Source organism: Sphingobium psychrophilum (assembly GCF_012927105.1).
Taxonomy (GTDB): Bacteria; Pseudomonadota; Alphaproteobacteria; order Sphingomonadales; family Sphingomonadaceae; genus Sphingobium; species Sphingobium psychrophilum.
Genome location: NZ_JABBFV010000016.1, coordinates 1 through 22,266, shown reverse-complemented (window position 1 = coordinate 22,266; position 22,266 = coordinate 1). Strand labels below are relative to the sequence as shown.

The 22,266-nt window shown below is 62.2% G+C and carries 23 protein-coding genes and 1 tRNA gene; 5 read left to right on the top strand and 19 right to left on the bottom strand.

Annotated features, from left to right (window positions below; translation table 11 throughout):
- Nucleotides 1-7: 7 nt before the first annotated feature.
- Together HHL08_RS18330 and HHL08_RS18325 are read right to left on the bottom strand one after the other, a co-directional pair.
- Nucleotides 8-805 (bottom strand): hypothetical protein, encoded by a 798-nt coding sequence (locus HHL08_RS18330; protein ID WP_169574486.1) that lies wholly within the window; start codon nucleotides 803-805, stop codon nucleotides 8-10.
- Nucleotides 802-3,447 carry an AAA family ATPase gene (locus tag HHL08_RS18325; protein ID WP_169574485.1) on the bottom strand — a complete coding sequence of 882 codons (2,646 nt, stop codon included), beginning with the start codon at nucleotides 3,445-3,447 and terminating at the stop codon, nucleotides 802-804. Before HHL08_RS18325 ends, HHL08_RS18330 begins: the two co-directional genes overlap by 4 nt.
- A gap of 132 nt (nucleotides 3,448-3,579) precedes the next feature.
- Here HHL08_RS18325 and HHL08_RS25980 point away from each other — a divergent pair, with 132 nt between their 5' ends.
- Nucleotides 3,580-3,714, top strand: a complete 135-nt coding sequence (locus HHL08_RS25980; protein ID WP_268932730.1) for a hypothetical protein — start codon at nucleotides 3,580-3,582, stop codon at nucleotides 3,712-3,714.
- Between the two features lie 23 nt (nucleotides 3,715-3,737).
- Here HHL08_RS25980 and HHL08_RS18320 read toward each other — a convergent pair whose 3' ends face one another.
- From HHL08_RS18320 to HHL08_RS18240, 17 genes are all read right to left on the bottom strand, one after another.
- A complete protein-coding gene (locus tag HHL08_RS18320) occupies nucleotides 3,738-4,166 on the bottom strand; it encodes a ribbon-helix-helix protein, CopG family (RefSeq protein ID WP_169574484.1) in 429 nt (142 codons plus the stop codon).
- Entirely contained in the window at nucleotides 4,163-6,223 is a 2,061-nt protein-coding gene (locus HHL08_RS18315; protein ID WP_169574483.1) for a conjugal transfer protein TraG, read from the bottom strand. The genes HHL08_RS18320 and HHL08_RS18315 overlap by 4 nt, the downstream gene beginning before the upstream one ends.
- A gap of 34 nt (nucleotides 6,224-6,257) precedes the next feature.
- The gene (locus tag HHL08_RS18310; RefSeq protein ID WP_169574482.1) at nucleotides 6,258-8,012 is read right to left on the bottom strand and encodes a relaxase/mobilization nuclease domain-containing protein; all 1,755 of its coding nucleotides are present in this window, start codon (nucleotides 8,010-8,012) and stop codon (nucleotides 6,258-6,260) included.
- Nucleotides 8,013-8,247: 235 nt separating this feature from the next.
- Nucleotides 8,248-8,880 (bottom strand): lytic transglycosylase domain-containing protein, encoded by a 633-nt coding sequence (locus HHL08_RS18305; RefSeq protein ID WP_169574548.1) that lies wholly within the window; start codon nucleotides 8,878-8,880, stop codon nucleotides 8,248-8,250.
- A gap of 144 nt (nucleotides 8,881-9,024) precedes the next feature.
- A complete protein-coding gene (locus HHL08_RS18300) occupies nucleotides 9,025-9,357 on the bottom strand; it encodes a DUF736 domain-containing protein (protein WP_169574481.1) in 333 nt (110 codons plus the stop codon).
- Entirely contained in the window at nucleotides 9,354-9,947 is a 594-nt protein-coding gene (locus HHL08_RS18295; RefSeq protein ID WP_169574480.1) for a S26 family signal peptidase, read from the bottom strand. Before HHL08_RS18295 ends, HHL08_RS18300 begins: the two co-directional genes overlap by 4 nt.
- Complete coding sequence (locus HHL08_RS18290; protein ID WP_169574479.1) at nucleotides 9,944-10,465, bottom strand: DUF2840 domain-containing protein; 522 nt, start codon at nucleotides 10,463-10,465, stop codon at nucleotides 9,944-9,946. The genes HHL08_RS18295 and HHL08_RS18290 overlap by 4 nt, the downstream gene beginning before the upstream one ends.
- 247 nt (nucleotides 10,466-10,712) lie before the next feature.
- Nucleotides 10,713-11,579, bottom strand: coding sequence for a replication initiator protein A (locus HHL08_RS18285; RefSeq protein ID WP_169574478.1), 867 nt, complete (start codon nucleotides 11,577-11,579; stop codon nucleotides 10,713-10,715).
- The gene (locus tag HHL08_RS18280) at nucleotides 11,579-11,830 is read right to left on the bottom strand and encodes a helix-turn-helix transcriptional regulator (RefSeq protein ID WP_006964014.1); all 252 of its coding nucleotides are present in this window, start codon (nucleotides 11,828-11,830) and stop codon (nucleotides 11,579-11,581) included. Before HHL08_RS18280 ends, HHL08_RS18285 begins: the two co-directional genes overlap by 1 nt.
- 118 nt (nucleotides 11,831-11,948) lie before the next feature.
- Nucleotides 11,949-12,404: a DUF2285 domain-containing protein gene (locus HHL08_RS18275; RefSeq protein WP_169574477.1), complete on the bottom strand. Its 456-nt coding sequence runs from the start codon at nucleotides 12,402-12,404 to the stop codon at nucleotides 11,949-11,951.
- Between the two features lie 118 nt (nucleotides 12,405-12,522).
- A complete protein-coding gene (locus tag HHL08_RS18270; protein ID WP_169574476.1) occupies nucleotides 12,523-12,720 on the bottom strand; it encodes a transcriptional regulator domain-containing protein in 198 nt (65 codons plus the stop codon).
- Nucleotides 12,721-12,857: 137 nt separating this feature from the next.
- Nucleotides 12,858-13,121 carry a DNA -binding domain-containing protein gene (locus HHL08_RS18265; RefSeq protein WP_169574475.1) on the bottom strand — a complete coding sequence of 88 codons (264 nt, stop codon included), beginning with the start codon at nucleotides 13,119-13,121 and terminating at the stop codon, nucleotides 12,858-12,860.
- Nucleotides 13,122-13,347: 226 nt separating this feature from the next.
- Entirely contained in the window at nucleotides 13,348-13,566 is a 219-nt protein-coding gene (locus HHL08_RS18260; protein WP_169574474.1) for a helix-turn-helix domain-containing protein, read from the bottom strand.
- A gap of 93 nt (nucleotides 13,567-13,659) precedes the next feature.
- A complete protein-coding gene (locus tag HHL08_RS18255; protein WP_169574473.1) occupies nucleotides 13,660-13,977 on the bottom strand; it encodes a DUF736 domain-containing protein in 318 nt (105 codons plus the stop codon).
- 439 nt (nucleotides 13,978-14,416) lie between these two features.
- Nucleotides 14,417-14,836 carry a hypothetical protein gene (locus HHL08_RS18250; protein WP_169574472.1) on the bottom strand — a complete coding sequence of 140 codons (420 nt, stop codon included), beginning with the start codon at nucleotides 14,834-14,836 and terminating at the stop codon, nucleotides 14,417-14,419.
- A 105-nt stretch (nucleotides 14,837-14,941) separates the two neighbouring features.
- The gene (locus HHL08_RS18245; protein ID WP_169574471.1) at nucleotides 14,942-15,106 is read right to left on the bottom strand and encodes a hypothetical protein; all 165 of its coding nucleotides are present in this window, start codon (nucleotides 15,104-15,106) and stop codon (nucleotides 14,942-14,944) included.
- A 425-nt stretch (nucleotides 15,107-15,531) separates the two neighbouring features.
- A tRNA-Gly gene (locus tag HHL08_RS18240) sits at nucleotides 15,532-15,606 on the bottom strand.
- A 328-nt stretch (nucleotides 15,607-15,934) separates the two neighbouring features.
- Here HHL08_RS18240 and paoA point away from each other — a divergent pair.
- From paoA to HHL08_RS18220, 4 genes are all read left to right on the top strand, one after another.
- Entirely contained in the window at nucleotides 15,935-16,573 is a 639-nt protein-coding gene (gene paoA / locus HHL08_RS18235) for an aldehyde dehydrogenase iron-sulfur subunit PaoA (protein WP_169574470.1), read from the top strand.
- On the top strand, nucleotides 16,570-17,526 hold the full coding sequence (locus HHL08_RS18230) for an FAD binding domain-containing protein (protein ID WP_169574469.1): 957 nt from the start codon (nucleotides 16,570-16,572) through the stop codon (nucleotides 17,524-17,526). The genes paoA and HHL08_RS18230 overlap by 4 nt, the downstream gene beginning before the upstream one ends.
- Nucleotides 17,523-19,727, top strand: coding sequence for an aldehyde oxidoreductase molybdenum-binding subunit PaoC (gene paoC / locus HHL08_RS18225; RefSeq protein WP_169574468.1), 2,205 nt, complete (start codon nucleotides 17,523-17,525; stop codon nucleotides 19,725-19,727). The genes HHL08_RS18230 and paoC overlap by 4 nt, the downstream gene beginning before the upstream one ends.
- Nucleotides 19,728-19,807: 80 nt before the next feature.
- On the top strand, nucleotides 19,808-22,135 hold the full coding sequence (locus HHL08_RS18220) for a TonB-dependent receptor (protein ID WP_169574467.1): 2,328 nt from the start codon (nucleotides 19,808-19,810) through the stop codon (nucleotides 22,133-22,135).
- Nucleotides 22,136-22,266: the final 131 nt, after the last annotated feature.

Below are 22,266 nucleotides of genomic sequence, written 5' to 3'. Positions count from 1 at the left end.
TTCGGCATCAGTGGGGTTCTGCATTGAAACAAAGCAGTTCGAGGAGTTGCTGACCCGAACGCAGGGTAGCGTGCGCCACCTCGTCGCTCACATTTTCGATGCCTCGAATTGCAATGAACGATGTTGCCAGCGATGCCTTTTTGGGAGTCCAGGCGATGGGTTGGCCCGCAATTATCCAGTCCGGGACGTCCCTCGCGAAAACCGCTGTATCGAGGTATAGGTTAGGGCCGGGAAATCCGGCGGCGCTTCCCGCCTGCTCTGCCTCATAAGCACGGGAGAAGGCGAAATTCGCTTGAAGTTGAGGGATGATATCGAAGACGCGCCTGACCTTACGGGCATCGGCCAGCGCTTTCTGTTTATCGATGCGCCCGGCCACGAGATCTTCGATGATGGCGGTCAGCTCTTTGTCCTGCGCAACGATTGCACGGTTGCTGCCTTTTGCGCGCAGCCCTACTGCGATGACGCCGCGTATGCCTGGACCGCCGCTGCGTCGGTCAGTAGTCGTCGCTTCCTGGTAAAGCGCCCAGCAACGCTCGACGAAACGCCATACCTTGTCACTGCGCACCAATTCGACGTTGCTGTATGCAACAGCTCCGTCATTCATCACGAGCGTGGGAAAGCCGGCGCTGCTATGCTTGGAAACAATACGGTGAAATGCCCGTAGCCGCCTCAACGGCAGCTGTGCCAACGGATGTGCTGGGTCGAACCCAGCCTTATCGATGGCGCCCCCATAACCAAGAAGGTCAAGCCAACAGGCGATCGCGACATAAGACGATGCTGCGCTCTTGGTCCTTTTTCCGGTCACTTCTTGAGCTTCATTTGCGGACGAGCAGCCTCCGCTAAGTCCTTGGCGGTCTTAAAATCGGCTACAAGCTTTTCCAGTTCTGCGAGGTGCGCTTGGAACTCTGCGGGCTTCGGCACGGGCACTGTGTCTGAGGCCGGATTATCGTGGCTATGTGTGTTCGCGCGCGACATACCTTCGTGAAACTGGATCGCTAGCGCGTCGGGCAATGTAACGAAACGCAGCATCTGAGTCTGAACGACGTCGGATCCGCGGCGAACGATATCGCAGAAAATCACCTCCTCGACCACGCGTTCGTAAGTGTCACGCAGGCGACCGTACAGCCCCTTGATCTCATACTCGTAGTCTGCCGGGCTGGTGGCATAGAGTTTGGGCATTGGAGCAAAACGGTTCTTGATGTGGCCGATGCGCTTGGCGACGTTCAGGCCTTTCCAAACCATGCCGGCTGGGTCGATTTTGCCTGCCGCGTCTAGGTCGCTAAACAAGGCCACGGTAACCGGCTCAATGCCACATTCATCGGCGGCTCGGCAGAGCTCATTGAAGAACACCATGTCGTGGGTGAACACCACAACTTGCCGTTTTTGGGCCTCCTCGGCGATGCGATCTGCGACTTTTGCGCTGCGATCGCGATCAAGTGAAGAAACTGGGTCGTCGACTATGATGGGCCCCGACCCCTCAGTTAGCGCGACCTCGGTCAGGAAGCCGGCAAGTGCTAGCGCCCGCTGTTCGCCCTCGCTCAGGATCTGTGAGGTGATCTTCGTCAGAGTCGTCTGCGGATTCACTTCGAATTCGGCATTTGTCTGGCCACTTTTGCGCGCCAGCCCGATCTTGAGATGCTTGATCTCGAAGCGAGCGCGCTCTTCATCAAATTGCTCTACTACAGCGGACGTCAAATGGGCGTCGAGCAACTCATTTGCTCGCTTGGTTATGCCGGTTGTTGCGACCAGAGCCAGAGCCTTCGCATACGCAGCGTCAGTTACCATCAGATCACGGCGCGTGGTCAGCTTCGCAGCATTGGCATTCAGGATTTTGCGATCTTCGAGTTCCGCTTTTTCGGACTCGAGCTTAAGCCGCTCCTCTACATCGCCCGCCTTGATCAGTGCGGCCTTCTCATCTGCCAGCTTACTGGCGAGCGCCTTAACCGCGTCCGCCGTCGACCCAAGCGCGGCAACGTCGTTTTCAGCTTCGCCAGCGAGCCTGGCAGCTGCTTCGGCGCGACGCACCATGACGGATTGGTGGAACGTAACAAGCGTATCCGCCAGAAGGGTGTCGCGCGAGCGGATTTGTTCGATGCGTTCGGCAAAATCATCGGCGGTGAGCTGCTTGAACACTGGGAGCGCCGCGATTGCTTCGACGACCGCCTGCTCTGCTCTGGTAGCCGCTGTGTCGAGGGTATCGTCCATGTAGGCCTGAAATCGGTGCATCCGCGCTGCACCGTCAGGCAAAAGAGGTTGCTGGCAAAGTACGCATTCCGCATCTGAGCCAGCCGTTGGTAAAACTGGAAATGCCTGCCCAGGATAAGCCTCGGCTACGGAATAATCCCGCGCAGCACGCCACAATCTGCGCCAGCTATCACTGCTCACACCATGCAAGGGCTCATCATCGAAGAGCGCGCCGGCAGAGACCTTAGCAGCTTCACGCGCAGAGAGAGCTTTGCCTTTGAGTTCAGTCGCAGCGGCCAATGCCGCATCACTGAGGCTGGTTTCGGCCGTTGTGCATTCGGCTGTGATCGTCTCGACCCAAGTGACGAGGCTGGACATATCGGCCGCAGCGCTCGTGCCTGCCGAAAGGATTCCTGCAACCTCGATCAACCGGGCGTCGTCTGCATCGTCGAATGCCGAGGCCTTTTCGATGGCAGAATCAGTGGTAGATTTATTGACGGCCTGATTGAACTTCTGCGCGGCAGTTGCACGCACTGCAAGGAACGCGATCGTCGTCAACGAAACCTTATCTCCAACTGCCGTCCGTTTCTCGGATTCCAGTACCGCTTTCAAAGCCAAACAAACTGCATTTAGCCGGTGCGGGAGCGCTAGGCCGAACGGCAGATATCGGATCTTGTTTCCACCATCGACGTAGAGTTGGGCCGAAGCCGTGTCGAAGACAGCAACTTGACCAAGTTGAGGAGCGGCAGTCATACCCGGCGTCCAAGCAATCGGAACCTCGCCTGCGCCAGCGTCTATCAAGATATCTGCCGAAAGCGCACCTTTGCCATCGCCATAGACGTCGGCGAGTACCTTCAATGTCGCAGCGTTTTCGATACGAGTTCTGCAGGCCGTCCGCAGGATGCGCACAAAGCCGCTTTTGCCGCTCCCGTTGCGGCCATAAATCACTGTCAGTGCCTTGGGGCAGAATTCGAGCGATGCATTCGAAAGTAGGCGATTGACGCCAACAATATTGGCGATGCCTTTTAGAACGATTGGAGTGTGACTACCCCCGTTGAAATGCTGCTTTGTAAATGGGATCGCGGTCGGCGGCACTTCAGCCAGAGCGAGGCCTGCCTCCTGCTTGATCATGCCGAGCAACTCGGCTTGATCACTGTCACTGAGGTCATCAGCTAAAGCGAGCCGCCTTAAGCAATCCTGGCGCCACGTTGACAGCGTGTTTGACCACGCGACAATATCGTCAATTGGCTCGCTTGCCATCATTCCCCCTGGGCAGCTGTGTTCCGACGGGAACTTAGGATTCTCTGCCACCGCCATCACTCAAAAATAACGCCCGGGAAGAACACCCCAGAACGTCATGGCAGCTACTATAGCCAATGCAATCAAAGGTACGAGATGAAAATCGATAATAAAAATGAATGCAGCCTGCCTATCGAGATTGTCCTGCTTCCGGGAAGCAACGCTACGGGCGAAGAGCAAAAAAGCAGCACCTGCGCGAACCTGAAAAGAAGGCGGGTGCAATTTTCTTAACGCGTTTGACCTTGATCCCGTAGCTAGATTTCGGTGACCTTTGGGTGCCAGCGCTCGACTTCGTCCCGCAGTTTCGGCCCCGCCTCCATCCGCCGTGAAAGAGATTCCACAAATCCATGCCACCTCTTGGCGCCCATCGCTTGCGCCGCCTTCATTGCCGTCTCAGGTAGCGGTGGATTGCTGGTGAGCCAGAAGCGCACGAACAGGCCAATCGCTTCGTTCGTCAATTCCACATGCCATTCTAGCCGGTCTAGTTGCCGCGACAGGCGATCGAGCCGCCTCGCCAGAGCGGCTTCCATCCGCTCATCCTGATCGGACTGCAGCAGGGACATCAACGCCGCTTCCACCACTTCGGTGCGCGAGACGCCGCGGGCATGAGCGCGTTCCTCCAGCAATTTGGCCAGTTCGATATCGAGCCGGAAGGTTTGTTTGCTGTGGGGCTTCTTCCTCACAGGTCGATGCCGTCATCGGGGTCGAGCGATGCATTTCGGGCATTGCGATTCATTGTGCGATCAGCCTCCCGTTTCGCCCTGGCTGCGTCATCCTCGGCAACGTCACGATCAAGATCGAACTCGTTGGCCGGTGGCTTCGGGGCAGGAACGACGTCCTCGTGTTCACCCAATTCTGGTTCTCGCCTGATGCCAGAGTTGGCCGTGTCGTTTTCCGAACCGGTCCCATCGGCGTCTGACGGCACATCCGGCTTTGGCTGAGCAGCTGACGGTTGTTCGGAGCTTTTCGCTTCTGCCTTGGCTGCTTCAGTCGGCAGCGTTGCCGCAATGGGGGCGAGCGCAGACCAGTCGTCCTTTGGCCGTTTTTTCGGGTGCAGCGGTTTGGGGGTTGGCGCAGGCAGAAGACGTGCGCGAAACCGCGGGTCGAGAAAGTATTTTGCCTTTTCCGCGCGGATCGGCGGCGTGCTGGCCACCAGTACAATCTCCTCGTGCTCAGAAAATTGCTGAACTTCGCCGGGCGTCAGCAACGGCCTTGGGGTCTCGGTCCGTGAAACCATGATATGTCCGAGCCATGGTGAGAGCCGATGTCCGGCATAATTCTTCATCGCCCGCATCTGGGTCGCGGTGCCAAGGGCATTCGAGACGCGGCTGGCGGTGTTGTCATCATTGGCCGCGAACGCGACGCGGACATGGCAATTGTCGAGAATGGCGTTGTTTGACCCGTAGGCTTTTTCAATCTGGTTGAGCGACTGCGCGATCAGGAATGCCTTGATCCCGTAGCCTGCAACAAAGGCCAGTGCGCTTTCGAAGAAATCGAGCCGCCCCAGAGCCGGGAATTCGTCGAGCATGAACATCACGCGCTGCCGGCGACCCTTGGCCTTTAGCTCTTCGGTCAAGCGGCGACCGATCTGATTGAGCATCAGGCGCACGAGCGGCTTGGTCCGGCTGATATCGGAAGGAGGAATGACCAAATAGAGCGACACAGGTGCCGCTGAATCGACAAGATCGGTGATGCGCCAGTCCGAGGCTCCGGTGACCTGCGCAATCACAGGGTCGCGGTAGAGGCCGAGGAACGACATGGCCGTCGACAGGACGCCAGACCGCTCATTGTCAGACTTGTTGAGCAGTTCCTGCGCGGCGGCAGCCACGACGGGGTGAACACCGTCTTTGCCGAGGTGCGGGGTCGTCTTCATCCGGTGCAGCGTGGTTTCTATCGAACGGCGCGGATCGGAAAGGAAGCCAGCGACCCCGGCCAGCGACTTGTCCTTTTCGGCATAGAGGACGTGCAGGATGGTGCCAACGAGCAGCGAATGGCTGGTCTTCTCCCAATGCGTGCGTTTTTCCAGTGACCCTTCGGGGTCGATCAAGATGTCGGCGATGTTCTGCGCGTCACGCACCTCCCAATCGCCCTTCCGGACTTCGAGCAGCGGGTTGTAGGGATTGGATGCGGGGTTGGTCGGATCGAACAGCAAGACGCGGCCATACCGGGCGCGAAAGCCCGCCGTCAGATCCCAGTTCTCGCCCTTGATATCGTGGACGATGCAGCTCCCCGGCCAGGCGAGCAGCGACGGGATGACGAGACCAACGCCTTTGCCGGAACGGGTCGGTGCAAAGCAGAGAATATGTTCGGGGCCATTGTGCCGCAGATACCGGTTCTTGTGCGAACCGATCACCACCCCGTCCTGTTTCAGGAGGCCTGCCTGGCGGATTTCCTTGTCGGTCGCCCAGCGCGCGGAACCATAGGTCTCTGACTGCTTCTCCTCCCGCGCGCGCCACACCGACATGGCGATCGCGATGACTATGGCGGCCATGGCACCCGAGACCGCGATAAAAGCGCCGGTCTGGAAGATCTTTGGTGCATAGGCGTCGAACGCAAACCACCACCAGAAGAAGGCGTAGGGCGGGTAGATTGGCCAAGGTCCAAGCCAGAACCAAGGCTGGCCGAGCTCGGGTTGGTACGCAAGGGCGTGGGCCGTCCATTGGGTGGCAGACCAGATGCCAAGCAAGGTGACGCTGATGACGGCGATGACCTGACCCCAGAGAATACGGGTGGCGTTCATTGAAAGTTACTCCTGATGAGGGGGTAAATGAGGGTCACAGGCTGATCCCGCGTCCGCGGCCCAAGGCCCAGTCGACAGAACCGCCCGGCGACATGGTGCCGGTGATGTGCTGGCCGAGGTGCTGATCGAGCGCTGGGCGCCAGGGCACGAGCTGGAAGCCCAGCCCTTCGTCGATCATCGCGAAGCGGCCCGTCGAAAGCGTCACCCGCTCCCGGTAGATGCCGCTGACATAGTCGCCTGGGCCCGACGGTTTGTGCTCAAGTCCCGTGCGCGCGGCGATGGCCTGAGTGGCGGCCGTCAGTTCCTGATTCTTCAGCGTCCCGACGAGATCCTGAGCAAGGATGACCCGCTGGCCCTGCCGGCGGGCAAGACCCTGCGTTTCGAGATGGCTGGCGCGGGCATCCAAGGCGTCGCGCATCTCGCGCCCGAAACCATTGCCCGTTGCCACGGGATCGCGGGCAACAAGTTGGCGATCAAGCCACGTCGCGCCAGGTGCTTTGATCTGTGCCTCTAGGGGTATGTCTGATCGCGTGGCGAGCGACAGCCGGTCATGCCCGTTGGCATCCTCCCATGAGCGCAGTTCGACGATCGATCCGGTTTTGGCATCGCCGGTCATCTCCATGTCATGGAACCGCAGATGGTGCGTGCGGCCATCGACTCCGTCGACGATGGCATAAGCGCTGCCGGTCAACTCGTCGTGGAGGCCACGTTCGACCAGGCGTCCGATAATCGGTTCGCTTGGAACGTCGTGATGCAGGGCCAATGCCGATACATCAAACCGCCCGCCGTCGCGGCCCATGGCATTGTGCATCGTCTTGATGATGTCGTTGCGCACCGAAAGATCGCGCAGTGTGTTTTCGGCACCGGGCTCCAGAGCCCACACCGCAGGCCCTTCGCGCGCCGCCAGCCCCAGCTGTTCCAGCTTGGCGGCGCGGCCCAACAGCAGCCGGCGCATTTCGGGATCGGCGTCGCCGCCTGGACGCAGATCGACAAGGCCTGCGGTATCCTGACCCAAGCGTTCAAGCTGCCGGTCAAGACTGGTCCAGCGCTCGGCATCGACCTCGCGTTCGAGCGCGGTGCGGATGTCCAGCGCGGTGCGCGGCCCCAGTTCGAGCGTCACCCGCTCTTCCGCCCGGAACCGCAGACCTTCGCTGATATAGCCCCGGTCAATGACAAGATCGGTGCGGTCACTGGTAACGCCGCGCACCAGCACATGGATGTGCGGATTGTCGGTGTTCCAATGGTCAACGGCGACCCAGTCCAGTTCGGTGCCCAGATCCTTAGCCGCGTCAGCCATCAATTCGCGGGTGAAGGTGCGCAGGTCTTCCATGTCCCCTGCATCTTCGGGCGAGACGATGAAACGAAAGTGGTGCCGGTCATCTTCGCAACGCCCTGCAAAGGCATCCCGATCAGCCCTGTCGGTCTGGGCATCAAACATCGAGGCATCGCGCCCGTCGCGGGACACGCCGTCACGCTCAAGATACTTGATGTGCTTTGCCAGCGGTGCGGCGCGGTAATGCGCACCTTTATGGCGAGCGATGCGCGCCATGACGGTAACGCGGCGTTGGCCAGGTGTGCGGCGCATCGCGGCAACCGTCCGACGCCCGCGCGCGGCTTTGCCGCTGCCACTGCCGCGTTTCAGACCCGCTCCCCGTGAACCCGCATGGCCCGCCTTGTTGGTGGCACGCTGGACCTGAGCCGCCAGCTTTTGGCTCCGCCGCCCAGAGGCTGCACCGCTGTCCCTGCTTCTTCCCGGCCGCACCCGAAATTCATTGTCGTCGCGGCTCATTTTGAAGGTGCCAGACGATTACGCCGCAGTTTTGCGGGTGATTGGGAAACATCGTATGGCAGGCTTTGCCCGGTGCCATACGAAATTATCGCTCTATAACAACCATATGAGGGCCAGGTGCTGGCACTCCTTTTATCTTGCCCTCCAAAATTGCCCCCTCGCTCAAACACACGTCTCCCCGCCGTCTCTAACCGACACGACGCCCGAAGCGTCAGAGATGCACTCGTGTAACCCATCACGGATTTCGCGGTGAAAGCGAGACGAACAGGGGGTGCGGCGCGGGGTTCGGTAACGGCAAAGAGGCCGACGGCGTCGCAAGCGGACTGCGCTGTGGCTGCACATCGGCAGCACCGTCATTGCTGCTCGCTTCTCCATCGCCGCGCGGTGTGAACAATGTAGCCTGACGCCAGGGATGAGCATTGGCAGGTGGCATGGCAGCAGGCGAAGCGATGCTGGCCATTCCAAGACTTGGCGCGATCTGGGCGACGTAGTTGACGGTTTCTGCCGGAAGACTGCGACGACCGGCAGCATAGTCATCGGCACGGCCTGGCCCCGCATTGTAGGCCGCCAGCATCAAGCTGACATTGCGATACCGATCCCACATGGCGCGCAGATAGGCCGCACCTCCAAGGATGTTCGCACGCACATCGAACGGGTCAGAGCCAAGGCCATGCCGCGCGCTCAGCATCGACCAAGTGCCGGGCATGATCTGCATCAGACCGATGGCTCCTGCGGGTGAAACCGCGCGCGAATTGCCGCGACTTTCCGCCCGCATCACCGCCCATATCCAGAGCTCGGGAATGCCGAAGCGCTGCGACGCCTCTGCTACATGCGGCGCATAGGGATGCGCTGCAAACTGGTCAGGTATCGTCGCAACTGCGGCAACCGGAGAAGTCGCCGCTGCCAAGCCGAGAGCGAAACAAGTGCCGGGAAGGAGAAGGTGAAGGCGCAGCCGAACGGCAATCCGAACTACGGAACACCTGCGACGGCGAAGCGAAGCAACGATCATGGCCTATTTCCGATCGCGATTGGTCGGACGCGACCAGAGCAGGTGATGCTCGTCGTCACGGGACATGGACCGGAGCAGGTTGGCGCGCAGGGGATGGGCAAAGGCCGGGTCGTCGATCTGCACCGCGACAAAGGCACCGGCGCGCTCGCCTGTGCGGTTCCAGCCAGCACCAATTTCAGTGCCGGTTTCGGCATCGCCGAGCAGCACGCGCCAGTCGGGTGCATTGTCGCTGTCGTTCGATGGAGCCGGGACGAGCGTCACGACAACATCGAGCGAGAGGGTCCGGATTTGGCCCGTGAAACTGTCCTGCGCGGAATGGAAGATGCCGATCATCATGGCCTGTGCTCCTGGTTGGTGGTTGGGGAAGCGGCGGACGCACCAAAGCCTCGCCAGCGCAGGGGCTGGTCAGGTGCATCACGGGTAAGGATGGGGTGTGCCGTGCCGATAAGACCGGCTGCGGGCAGAGCGCCGAAATAGCGCCCATCAAGGCTGTCGGGCGCCGGGTTCAACAGGAACAATTCGTCTGTCCGAACGCGGTGACAGCCCTGCCAGCTTGGCAAAGGCCGACCCATTCTGTCGTGCATTTTGGCTATGGCGACATGGTTGCCGTCCACCGAGACGACAGCGCCGGCGCGGCACGCCCTTTGTCCGGGCAGAGCCGCGACATGTTTCATGAGCGGTATGCCGATCGGCAGATAGTGGCGGTCGGCCATCATCCGCGCGGTCGCAGCCGGGGGCACAATGGCGACCAGTTCGCCAAACCTTGGACGTGTGTCGCTCTCGAGGCGATAGAGGCCGACGGGCGCACTGGCGCTCGCGTTCCACATCAGTCGCGGTCGCGGCGACAGCACGGCGACTGCTGAGAACCCGGCGCTGAACAGGCCTGCCCACACTATCGTGGCGCGAACATAGCGGCGGCGGCTCATGCTTCGAGCGCCTTGCGCCGGAGCCAGGCCGCGTGCCGCTCCGCTGTGTAAGCCCTGAACGGCATTCCGGCATTTAGCCGGTTGCCGACGTGGCGCCAGTGATCGGGCGATGCGTCGCACGGATCAACACCTGCGGCTTCGACCGCATCGATGGCCTGCAACACCTGTGCGACCTTGGGCCAGCCCTCGATGTGCAGCAGAATGTCAGCGCCGGGACGGACAAACGGCAACGTCGTGTAGGCCTCGCCCGGTGCCACTGCCGTCACGATGTCGATGCACGAATGGATCGTGCCATAGTCGTTCGAGGTCCAGCGCACGAAAGCGAAGACCGCGCCGGGACGGAAGGCGATGACGCGCGTGCGGCGGTTGATAATCGTGTCAGCCGCAATGCGCCCGAAGCGGATCCATTGTTCGTAGCGCTTCTCGATCCAGGTCACTTCGACCTCGGTCAGGGCGCTGGCTGTCGCTGACCTGATGGCATGCGAGGAGGTGTGCCGCTGCGCAGTTGGCTCGCTCATGGCCGCGCTCCTGCCGCCGCGAACCCGACAAGCTTGACGCGGGCGTTGAGCAGGCCCGTCGCACCGAGATTATCCACAGGCTGCAAAAGGGTTAGCAAGAATCCGAAGGATTCTTTTCTATTAGCATCGTTAGAGGAGCGCCGATTTACCGCAGATTTCTGCGGGTTTCCGCATGGTCCCGGTTTTCGATAGGCCGAGGATCGGGTTTCCGATGGGCCGAGTCCGACGGTTTTTGATAGGCCGAATGTCATGCCAACTTCTCCACAGGGAAACCGACGCGCCGGGCAGCGGCAACGAACGGGTCGACGGGGATGGGTTTGAAGATCAGCCGCTCGCGGCCGAAGCTGTGCTCAAGGCTCAGATGGTAGCCCGGGAGAGACTGCCGCCGGACGATGGTCCGCAGCTCGAATGCGAATTGCTTGAGCGGCGAAAGCGCACCTGATTTGAGATGAAGGTGCGGAACGTCGAAGCTCCAGCCACCGCGCTGGTGTCCACCGTGCTTGCGCACGATACGGTAGAGCCAGCGCTCGACGCCGCCAGTCAGCGCAAAGTAGGCGCGGTCGATCGTCAGGATCAGGCCGCGATCGAGCACACCCGCATAGAACCAGTCGGGCAGTATGAGCTCGATGCCAATGGCGCGGCCACGGTCGTCGAGTGTCTCCCGCCATTCGTTGATCCAGGAGAAGCGGTGGCGTCGGCGCTGGTGTTGCTGGCGGATCGACGTGGCAATGGTCGTCGATTGCAAGCGGTCGAGCGCTGCGCGCAGCCGCTCATAATGGTCCTTGCCAGTCCCGCGCCCGATGAAGGTCAGAATCTCGTGCGGACGGGCGGCGATGTGCCGAGATGTCGGGCGGCCTGCGTCGCGCGCTTCAACGAGCTGACTCGCCGCCCAAATCAGAATGTCGGCATCCCAGATGGTCGCCATGCCGTGTTCGGCCACGGCTTCGACCGAGATCCATGTGGCCCCCATTGCGAAGTCGATCGGTGCGGAGCGCCGCGACTTGGCAAGGCTGAAGAAAGGCCAGGACATCAGATCCTGCGCATCGCGCGCAGCAATATCACCGGGCATTGAGTAGAACAGGTCGAGCTGTTGCTGGGGGCTCACCAAACGCATCAGCGGCGCACCGGGCGTGCAGACAGGCAAATGCCTTGTCCGGGATCGGATGTTGAATTGCGGCGACCATTTTGCGCCCAGGCATCGAGATCGACTATGGCGTAGACAATGCGCCGACCGAGCTTGTGAAAGGCCGGGCCCGTCCCATAGCAACGATGCTTTTCAAGCGTGCGGGCTGAGAGACCCAAATGCACGGCAGCATCGGGCGTCCTGACATAGCGCGGGAATACCGGGACGAAATCTCCATCCATGAAACGTCTCCTGTGAAGTGCCGGACACAAGGGGTTGGCCCGGCGAGCAGGAGGCGAGATTTGAGATTTTCAGGGACTTGGGTGAACGGACATAAGGCGTGGCTGCCGAATGTCCCGATTAGTGGCCGCTCAACAGGGCGAGATAGCCGCCGTCGCGCATAGCGAGCGCCTGTCGCTGCCAGCGAGCAATCCGTTTGCGCTCGCTCGACGTATCCCATTCGGCGGCCGAATATCGTCCGGTATCGCGGGCGATAAGTTCGATGGCCAATTCGCGTGTGGTTGCACCGCCGGACAGCGCATCGAGCAACCGAAGCCATTGGACCAGACGCCAGTGCTCTGACGGACCAGGCGCAAGGCAGAACGGGAGCTTCTTCACATGTCCGAGATGGCAATGCTCATGAAAGTCGCAAACAGCGGCCTTCCGCGTTTCCCAAAATGCGTCGCCCGGAAGAACATAGGCGAGCGGTTCGGTCTCTGTTGTCTCGCCGCAAATATTCAGGCGGTAGCGGCGCTTAGCCGTCGATAGGACGAGATGCCGCCCTTCCTCATCGCGGTGCTGGGCCGCGATATTCATGCTCCCGACAATTTCGGCTTGGCTGCAGCCGTCGCAAGGGAAAGGAGCCGGGCGCAAAAGGATGACGCTGGCCGCGGTAGATGGGTGCCAGATGATCGGGAGATGGTGGGCCGGGAGGTCAGGGTCCGCAGCGAAAGACCAACCCCCAGTGCCGGGCCAGACGACTCAGCGCGAGTGGCGTAGCGTCAACGGCCTCAGCATATTGGTCGCGGTATTCAGGATTGCGGCGCAGGAATTCCTGCGCGAAATCCGTGCGGTCATAGGTTTCATACGCTTTGGCGTAATTCTCCGAACGCCAGTCGGGCGGCTTCTCCATCGCACCTCTCCTATGAGGTTTTTTTGGAGTCGAACGATCATGTCGGAGCTGTGACGAGAGAAGTGCTCGAGTCAGTTCCGGGCTCCCCCGCGGCGAGGCACAATCGATTGCGCCAGATTGGTGCTAAATGCCCAGTTTTATTGGGTTCGCGGGACCATCAGGTGCTTGTAGCCGTGTTCCGTCATCCACTTGGCGCGGGCGAGATGGGTATCATAGACCCTTCGCGCGCGATCCGGCTCACTGGCAGGATCGATGGCGAAGATGATCGAAACCACCTCTTCCCATGATGCCTCGTCCTTTTCGGCATCCAGCAGGCGAAGATACGTGACAAGGTGGCGCTCATCATAAGCGCTCAATCGGTCTGACTGCGGTGGTTCATCGGCAAACTCAGGAGCCGACATGGGTCTCTCCTTGTAGCAAAACCTGATTAGTGACTGCGCCCCTGCAACGCGCGCAGAGAAGCAGGGTGAACTTATCCCCAATCGGGCAGTGCGCTATCCCCAGCACGGGATAACGCTGAGACCGGCCTGCCGGGACAAAACCTTCCCAGAGGCAATGATCTGCCTGTTGTAGTCGAGAAATTGTAAAATTGCTGCTGAGATTCGGTGAACGGCGGTGGGTTTGCGTTCAATGTCCGGCAGGCTTGTCGAAGAAGCGGACCGGTTCGACTGCAAGCTCAGTGGCGAGTCGTTCGATCGTGTCGAGCGTTGGCGAATTTGCTGCGCGTTCAAGTAGACCAACATAGTTACGGTTGAGTCCGGCACGGTGCGCCAATTCCTCCTGCGAAAGCCCACTGGCGTGCCGCAATCGCCTTAAGTTGGTAGCAAAAATCTCCCGAAGCTTCATGCCTCGTGGGTCGGCGTAACCCTAATATACTGCCACCCAATATACTAGGGATTCGTCATCGCCCGGTGTTACCCGAGCGATGACTTGGCTGATTCATTGGTCGTTGCGGCGGCTCGGGCGGTTCCAGACCAGATCGTGACTGCCGTCCTCTGCCTCGAAGAGCTGAGCGAAGATTGCGGCAGTAAAGCTGGGGTCGTCGAGCTTCACCGAGAGGTAAGGCCGGTCATCCTGGGTATGCTTTTTCCAGGCTGCGCCGATTTCGACTTCCCCGATGAGGACCCGGTGGGTGGGGGCATTGCCGCTGGTGTTCTCTTCCGCGACGATCCTGACCGATTTGGCCTGAAGGGCGAGAGTAACGATCTGGCCCCGGAGTTCACCCGAAACCATCTTGAAGTTGCCGATCTTTGCCATGGGTATTTCCTTTCCGTTGGACGGGACCGCGCCAGTGCGGCCTCGATGCGCGGATAAGGGTCAGCCAGTGGCAGGCGCCGCAGCGTCAGCCCGCAGCGTTAGCGAAGGACGGTGTGGCCGGGCTTTCTTGTCTCGCGAGGAACGGCGGAACGCCGGGGGAAGAAAGTTCGGCAAGCACCGTTGCGGCAAGCCTGCCAAGCGAAGCGTCTGGCTGACATGGGCGCGGATCGAAAGAGGCCGTACTGGTCGGTTCTGCCGGGAAGGACGCCAGATGCTGATCGCATGCACTGGCTCGGGTGAACGCTGGCCCTGAACCCTCGGTTCAAAATCGGCCAAGCAAAGGAAGCGACTGGACCGGCGGTATTGGCCACTCGCGCCATCACTCGGCCGACATGGATTGGCCTGTAGAGGCTTGCCCAGCCACGGGAACGGCAAACTGTCAGGTGACGCGCGTATCACGCTCCGACATTGTCACGCTTCGCCATGCCGAGAGGGATGTCGCCATAGCAGCGATGGATCCAAGGATCGCCAGCAGCATGCTGTTGTCCGTTGCCAGTGATCCAAGCGCGTGCGCGGCCTGAAAACCGGCGAATCCCGCAGGTATGGCAAAGAGGAGCGCGATCCCGGCACGGAGCATGGGGGAGCGGATAAAGGCAACGAGGCCCTGCCCAATCAGAAGCGTAGCAATGCCTGCCGCCAGTCCGCCCAGGATTGCTCCGAGATGGCCAACATCATGGCGGAGCAGCAGGAAAGCACAAGTTAGCCCGGCATAGACAGGCAGCGCGTGGCTGGCGAGGCGGAAGAGCAGCGCGAGCACATAAAGGCCAGCAACGGCCCCGAGGATGAGAAAAATGGTCATAAGCGTCCCTTGTCTGGACGCGCTCGCCACCACCACCTCAGCGCAATCTGCGGTGCAAGAATAGCACGGCAGGGCTCAGGCCGAAAAGGCGAAATGTGCCTGAAATTAGCGGTTGAAGGGGTCATATTCGCGAACCACCTGTTCGGGGTCACCGTCAAATTCGTCAGCGGGGATGACGAAGTAGCCCTGATTGGTTTCGATGAGGACGATGACCGTCATCAGCGTCCGGGAGAGGTTCCAGCCAAGCGATTGTGCGGTTGCCAATGGCATGTTGCGGCTCCTGCCTAGGAGCGGGACCACCCCGCTCGACAGTCGCCCCACAGGCCGGGGGCTGGCCGCAATCACCGCAGCAAAGCTGCGGCCGCACGCGCACGCGTAGCGGACCCTTCACGGGTTGATTGAAGGAGGACAGGCTTCGAGCCCAGGGATCAGCGGCTAACGCGAGTGGTTGGTTCTGCGGCGGAGCGAGCGATCCGCCTACCAGTGCCTATGCCAAAGTAGCTCATTCGGGCGGACAGGCTTGAGATCGGCGATCGATACGATCAGTCTAAGCTGAACTTGGGAGAACGCCTGACTAGCCCTGAGTTGGATTTGAATTGGTGACAATGTGGTGACAACGGCGAGCGATTGGAGCCTTGTCACCAAGGCCTCGCGAGCTACGCGAGGTGCAATTAATTAGTTTTCTTGGGGAAAACTGGAGCGGGCGAAGGGATTCGAACCCTCGACCCCAACCTTGGCAAGGTTGTGCTCTACCACTGAGCTACGCCCGCTCGGGCGGCCGGAGGATGTGTCTCTCTCGGCGGGTGGCGGGGAACTAGCAGCGCTTGTCTAAAGGGGCAAGGGGAGAATTGCACAAAAATGAAATTCTCCTTCCCAGGCACAAAAACCCATGTTTCCCCGTATGTTAGATGGATACGGAATATGTCTCGGTCGGGTCGGTGCATCATCTGCCGCGCGAATCACCTCTTGGCCGCGTGCGAAAGGGTGGCTTGGCGCGCGCCGTGCTTCTGCTAGGCTGTCGTGACAAGTTTCTTGCCGCGGCGGGATCATTTGCCCTCGCCCTTCGTAGTCACCAGCAACCAACAGGAGAGACCAGCCATGTCGTCCGATCATTTGACGCGCCGCGGCCTGTTGCAAGGCAGCGCGGCGCTCGCCGCAGCCAGCCCCGTAGCGGCGCAGGCGCAAGCCGCCGCTGTCGCGACACCCAGGCGCAATGGAGGAAGCGCGATGATGCCCGTCGAACTGACCGTCAACGGGCGTGAGGTCCATCTGCAACTCGACCCGCGCACCAGCCTGCTCGATACGCTGCGCGAGCATCTGCACCTGACCGGCACCAAGAAAGGGTGCGACCATGGCCAATGCGGCGCCTGCACCGTGATCGTGGAGGGCCGCCGCATCAACAGCTGCCTGACGCTGGCGGTGATGCATGATGGTGAGAGCATCACGACGATCGAGGGACTGGGCACGCCCGACAAGCTGCACCCGATGCAGAAGGCGTTCATCGTCCATGACGGCTATCAATGCGGCTATTGCACGCCGGGACAGATTTGTTCGGCGGTGGCGGTGCTGGACGAGATCAAGGCGGGCATCCCCAGCCATGCGACGACAGAGCTGAACGATGTGTCGCTGAACGACGCGGAACTGCGCGAGCGGATGAGCGGCAATATCTGCCGCTGCGCCGCCTATCCCAACATCATCGCCGCCATGCGCGATGTCGCTGGGGAGAAGGTGGCATGAAGACCTTCACCTATGAGCGCGCGACGAGCGTGCAGGCCGCAGCGAAAGCAGCAGCGTCGGTGCAGGGCGCGCGCTTCATCGCCGGCGGCACCAACCTGCTCGACCTGATGAAGCTTCAGATCGAGACGCCGACCCACCTGATCGACGTCAACCATCTGGGTCTGGATCGGATCGAGAAAACCGATGGCGGAGGCGTGCGCATCGGCGCGCTGGTGCGCAATACCGATCTGGCGGCCGACAAGAGCGTGCGGCAGGATTATGCGGTGCTGAGCCGCGCGCTGCTGGCCGGCGCATCGGGCCAGTTGCGCAACAAGGCGACGACCGGCGGCAACCTGTTGCAACGCACCCGTTGCACCTATTTCTACGACACGCGCATGCCCTGCAACAAACGCCAGCCGGGCAGCGGCTGCGGCGCGCTACAGGGGATGAACCGCAGTCTGGCGATATTAGGGGTGAGCGACGCCTGCATCGCTCAGCATCCCAGCGACATGGCGGTGGCGATGCGGCTGCTCGACGCGCAGGTCGATACCATGGGTGCAGACGGCGCGGCGCGGGCGATCCCGATCGCGGACTTCCACCTGCTGCCGGGCGACACGCCGCACAGGGAAAGCGCGCTGAGGCCCGGCGAGATCATCACCTCGGTCACTCTGCCCAAGCCGATCGGCGGCACCCATGTCTATCGCAAGGTCCGCGACCGCGCCTCCTACGCCTTCGCTTTGGTGTCGGTGGCGGCCGTGTTCGGCAAGGACGGGACGGCGCGCTTCGCCTTCGGAGGGATCGGCGCGAAACCGTGGCGCACGCAAGAGGCCGACGCTGCAGCCAAGAGCGGCGCTAAGGCCGTGGCGGAGGCAGCGCTGGCCGGCGCACGCACCACCCATCATAACGACTTCAAGAAGACACTGGTCGAACGGACGCTCGCGTCCCTCTATCGCCAGCGGGAGGCACGGGCATGAAGTTCGATACGCCAGCGGGCATCAACCCGATCGACAAGGGCCGGGTGATCGGCATTCCGCACGACCGCATCGACGGCGCGGCCAAGGTGACGGGCAGCGCGCCCTATGCCTATGAACGGCACGACGCCGCGCCCAACGCCGTCTATGGCTGGATCGTGGGGTCCGCCATCGCCAAGGGGCGGATCGCGGCGATGGACCTGCGCGCGGCGGAGGCTGCGCCGGGCGTGCTGGGCATCGTCACCCACGCCAATGCCGGCAAGCTGGGCAAGGGCGCCATGAACACCGCGCCGCTGCTGGGCGGGCCGCAGGTGGACCATTATGAACAGGCGGTGGCGCTGGTCATCGCCGACACGTTCGAAAATGCGCGCGACGCGGCCAAGCTGGTGCGGATCGACTATACGCCGGAGGACGGCAAATATGACCTGGCGGCCGAGAGCCTGAAGGGCGTCATGCCGCCCGACAGTTTCGGCACCCCGGCCGATACGAAGGCGGGCGATTTCGATGGCGGCTTCGCCAAGGCGGCGGTCAGGATCGACCAGCGCTACACCACGCCCGACCATAGCCATGCGATGATGGAGCCGCACGCCACGACGGCGGCCTGGAATGGCAACAAGCTGACGCTGTGGACGTCGAACCAGATGATCGCCTGGGGCGTGGGCGAAGTTGCCAAGACGCTGGGCATCCCCAAGGCAAATGTGCGGCTGGTGTCGCCCTATATCGGCGGCGGCTTCGGGTCGAAGCTGTTCCTGCGCGCCGACGCGGTGCTGGCGGCGCTGGGCGCGAAGCAGGTGGGGCGGCCGGTCAAGGTCGCCATCGCCCGGCACCAGATTCCCAACAACACCACACACCGCCCGGCGACGATCCAGCGCATCCGCATCGGCGCGGACAAGGACGGGGTGATCGACGCGATCGGCCATGAAGTCTGGTCCGGCGATCTGCCCGGCGGCAGCCCGGAAACGGCGGCGCAGCAAACGCGGCTGCTCTATCGCGGGGCCAACCGGATGACGGCGCACCGATTGGTGACGCTGAACCTGCCCGAAGGCAATGCGATGCGCGCGCCGGGCGAGGCCGTGGGCCTGCTGGCGCTGGAAGTGGCGATGGACGAACTGGCGGAGGCGTGCGGCGTCGATCCGGTCGAACTGCGCATCCGCAACGATGTGCAATATGATCCCGAAGCCGGGCCGCAACGCCCCTATTCCAGCCGCAAGCTGGTGGAATGCCTGCGCGCCGGGGCCGATCGCTTCGGCTGGGACAAGCGCAAGGCCAAGCCAGGGCAAGTGCGCGATGGGCGCTGGCTGGTGGGCATGGGCATGGCATCCGCCTTCCGCAACAATCTGGTCGGCAAGTCGGGCGCGCGCATCGGCGTGGACGCGCAGGGCAAGGTCATCGTCGAAACCGACATGACCGACATCGGCACCGGCAGCTACACGATCATCGGCCAGACTGCGGCCGAAATGCTGGGCGTGCCACTGGATCAGGTGATCGTGCGTCTGGGCGACAGCCGTTTCCCCGAATCGGCCGGGTCGGGCGGGCAATGGGGCGCGAACAGCTCGACCGCGGGCGTCTATGCCGCGGCGATGGCGCTGCGCGCGAAACTGGCGGAAAAGGCGGGCTATCCCGTCGATCAGGCGCAGTTCGAGGATGGGCTGGTCAAGCTGAATAATAAGTCCCAGACGCTCGCCGCGCTGGCCGGGCGCGAAGGCATCTGGGCCGAAGACAGCATGGAATATGGCGATCTCGACAAACGCTATGCCCAGGCGACCTTCGGCGCGCATTTCTGCGAAGTGGGCGTCGATATCGACACCGCCGAAGTCCGCGTCCGCCGCATGGGCGGAGCCTTTGCCGCCGGGCGCATCCTCAACCCCAAATCGGCGCGCAGCCAGGTGATCGGCGCGATGACCATGGGCGTGGGTGCCGCGTTGATGGAATCGCTGGAGGTCGATACCCGCTTCGGCTTCTTCGTCAATCACGATATGGCCGAATATGTGGTGCCGGTGCATGCCGACATTCCGCAGCAGGATGTGCTGTTCATAGAGGAACTGGACGACAAAAGCTCGCCGATGAAGGCCAAGGGCGTGGGCGAACTGGGCATATGCGGCGCAGGTGCGGCGGTGGCCAATGCGATCTACAACGCAACCGGTATCCGGCTGCGCGATTATCCGCTGACGATCGACAAGCTGTTGAAAGCGCAGGCGGCATAAGGGCGGCCCGACCCAAGGTATAATGGAGCGCCACGCCGCCGCCCCCTAGCGTCCCGTCCATAAAAGACGGGAGGATAGGCATGAAGGTGATGGCGGCGTTATTGGTGGGTAGCGCGTTGGTCGGCGGCGGATCGGCGTTGGCGCAGGCGCCCGATGCCGGGGACGCTGTGCGCCAGCCGATCATCGTCACCGCGCCAGGCGGTGCGATCGATCTGGACGATGCGCTGACGCTCAGCGCCGCCGACATCGGCCGCAGCGGCAGTCCCGATTTCCTGGGCGCGCTCACCCGCAATTTCGCCGGCGTCACCTTGCAGGATGCGCAGAACAACCCGTGGCAGCCCAATCTGGTCTATCGCGGCTTCGTCGCCTCGCCGCTACAGGGGCAGGCGCAGGGCATCGCCGTCTATCTGGACGGCGCGCGCTTCAACCAGCCCTTCGGCGATACGGTGCAGTTCGACCTGCTGCCCGAAGCCGCAGTCCGGGGCGTCAGCCTGCTCGACAAGAGCGCGGTCTATGGCCTCAATGCGCTGGGCGGCGCGCTGGTCATCGACACGAAGACCGGGCTGAGCGATCCGGGGCTGGAGGCGAGCCTGTCGCTCGGCCGGTTCGGCACGACCGAGGCGAGCATCGCGGGCGGCATGGCACGGGAGGTCGCGGGGGGCGACTGGAGCGCGTTCGGCGCTTTCCAATATACGCGCGACGATGGCTGGCGCGATTATTCGCCCTCCACCCTCTATAATGGCTATGCCGATATCGGTTTCGATACGGCGACCGGCGGCCTGCACCTGAAAATCGTGGGCGCGAATACCGACCTGACCGGCAATGGCGTGTCTCCGGTCGAACTGCTGGCGGCGGATCGCAGCGCGGTCTTCACCTGGCCCGACAACAGCCGCAGCCGCTATGGCCGGGTCAGCCTGCACCCCTGGGTCGCGCTGTCCGACACCACCCGGATCGAAGCCACGCTCTATGCCCAGAAACTGACGCTGCGCTCGGTCAATGGCGACGCTGCCGATATCGAGGGATGCGAGGAAGAGGATGAGGCAGGACTGGTCTGCCTGGAGACCGTTGGGGACGATGACGAGGAAGAGGAACAGGCCGTCCTGACCGACGCCAATGGCAATGCCATCATCGATACGCTGGGCGGCGAGGGCTATGGCGTGCTCAACCGCGGGCGCACGGCGACGCGGGCGATGGGCGCGCTGGTGCAGCTGATCGACAAGCGCGCGATCGGCGCGGGCGAGAATGTCTTTGCGCTCGGCTTCAGCTACGACACCAGCCGCACGCGCTTCGACACCTCGACCGAACTGGGCGCGCTAACCGACGATCGCAGCGTCGAGGGTCTGGGGTCGACCATCGTGCAGGCGGACGGCGCGATCGCGCCGGTCGGCCTGATCGCCCATACCGACTATTGGGGCGTGTTCGTGCAGGACAGGTTGCCGATCACGTCACGCCTGTCGGCCGAGATCGGGCTGCGTTACAATCATGCGCGCATCGTGATGCTGGACCAGATCGGCACCGCGCTGAACGGCCGCCACCGCTTCCAGCGCCTGAACCCCGGCATCGAGTTCGACTATGTCGTTTCCGACGGGCTGACGCTGCGCGGGGGCTATGCGGAAAGCAACCGCGTGCCGACCCCGGCCGAACTGTCCTGCGCCGACGAAAATGCGCCATGCAGCCTGACCAATTTCTTCGTCGCAGATCCGCCGTTGAAGCAGGTCGTCGCCAAAAGCTGGGAAGCAGGCGCGAAGGGTCATGCACAGGCGGGCGGCTTCACGATCGACTGGCTGCTGTCCGCCTGGCGCACCGACAATCGCAACGACATCCAATATGTCGCGTCGGCAATTCGCGGCCGCGCCTATTTCCGCAATATCGGCAGCACGCGGCGGCAGGGCGTGGAGGCGACCCTGCGCGCCAGCCGGGGCGGCTTGCACGCGGGCCTCAGCTACGCCTTCACCGACGCGACCTATCGCGCCCCGCTCAGCCTCTCCAGCCCGGCCAATCCGTCGGCGGACGCTGAGGGGCTTATCGCCGTCGCACGCGGCGACCGGCTGCCCGGCATCCCCCGGCACAGCGCCACGCTGAACCTCGATTATGCGGGGACAGGCTGGTCCGTCGGTGGCGACCTGATCGCGCGGTCCGGCCAGTATCTGGTCGGCGACGAGGGCAATGACGAGGCCAGGCTGGGCGGCTATGCGCTCGTGAACCTGCGCGCGAGCGTGACGTTGATGAAGGGCGTCAGCCTGTTCGGCACGCTGAACAATGCGCTCGGCCGCCGCTATGCGACCTTCGGCACCTTCGGCGAAGTGGACGAGATCGCACTGGAAGAAGCGCCCGGTGCGTCCAACCCCCGCGCTTATGGGCCGGGCGCGCCGCGCCGCTGGCAAGTCGGCGTGAAGGCGCTATTCTGACCATCTATGAGTCTTCTGTGGTTGCCGCCCGTGAGGCAAGAAGTTTTTGAACCGGTGAACAGGTGATCGAGCGCGGTCTTCTGTCAGGCCTTTGATTGCAGCGTTTTCCAGAAGCCGCTGGCCGGTATGGT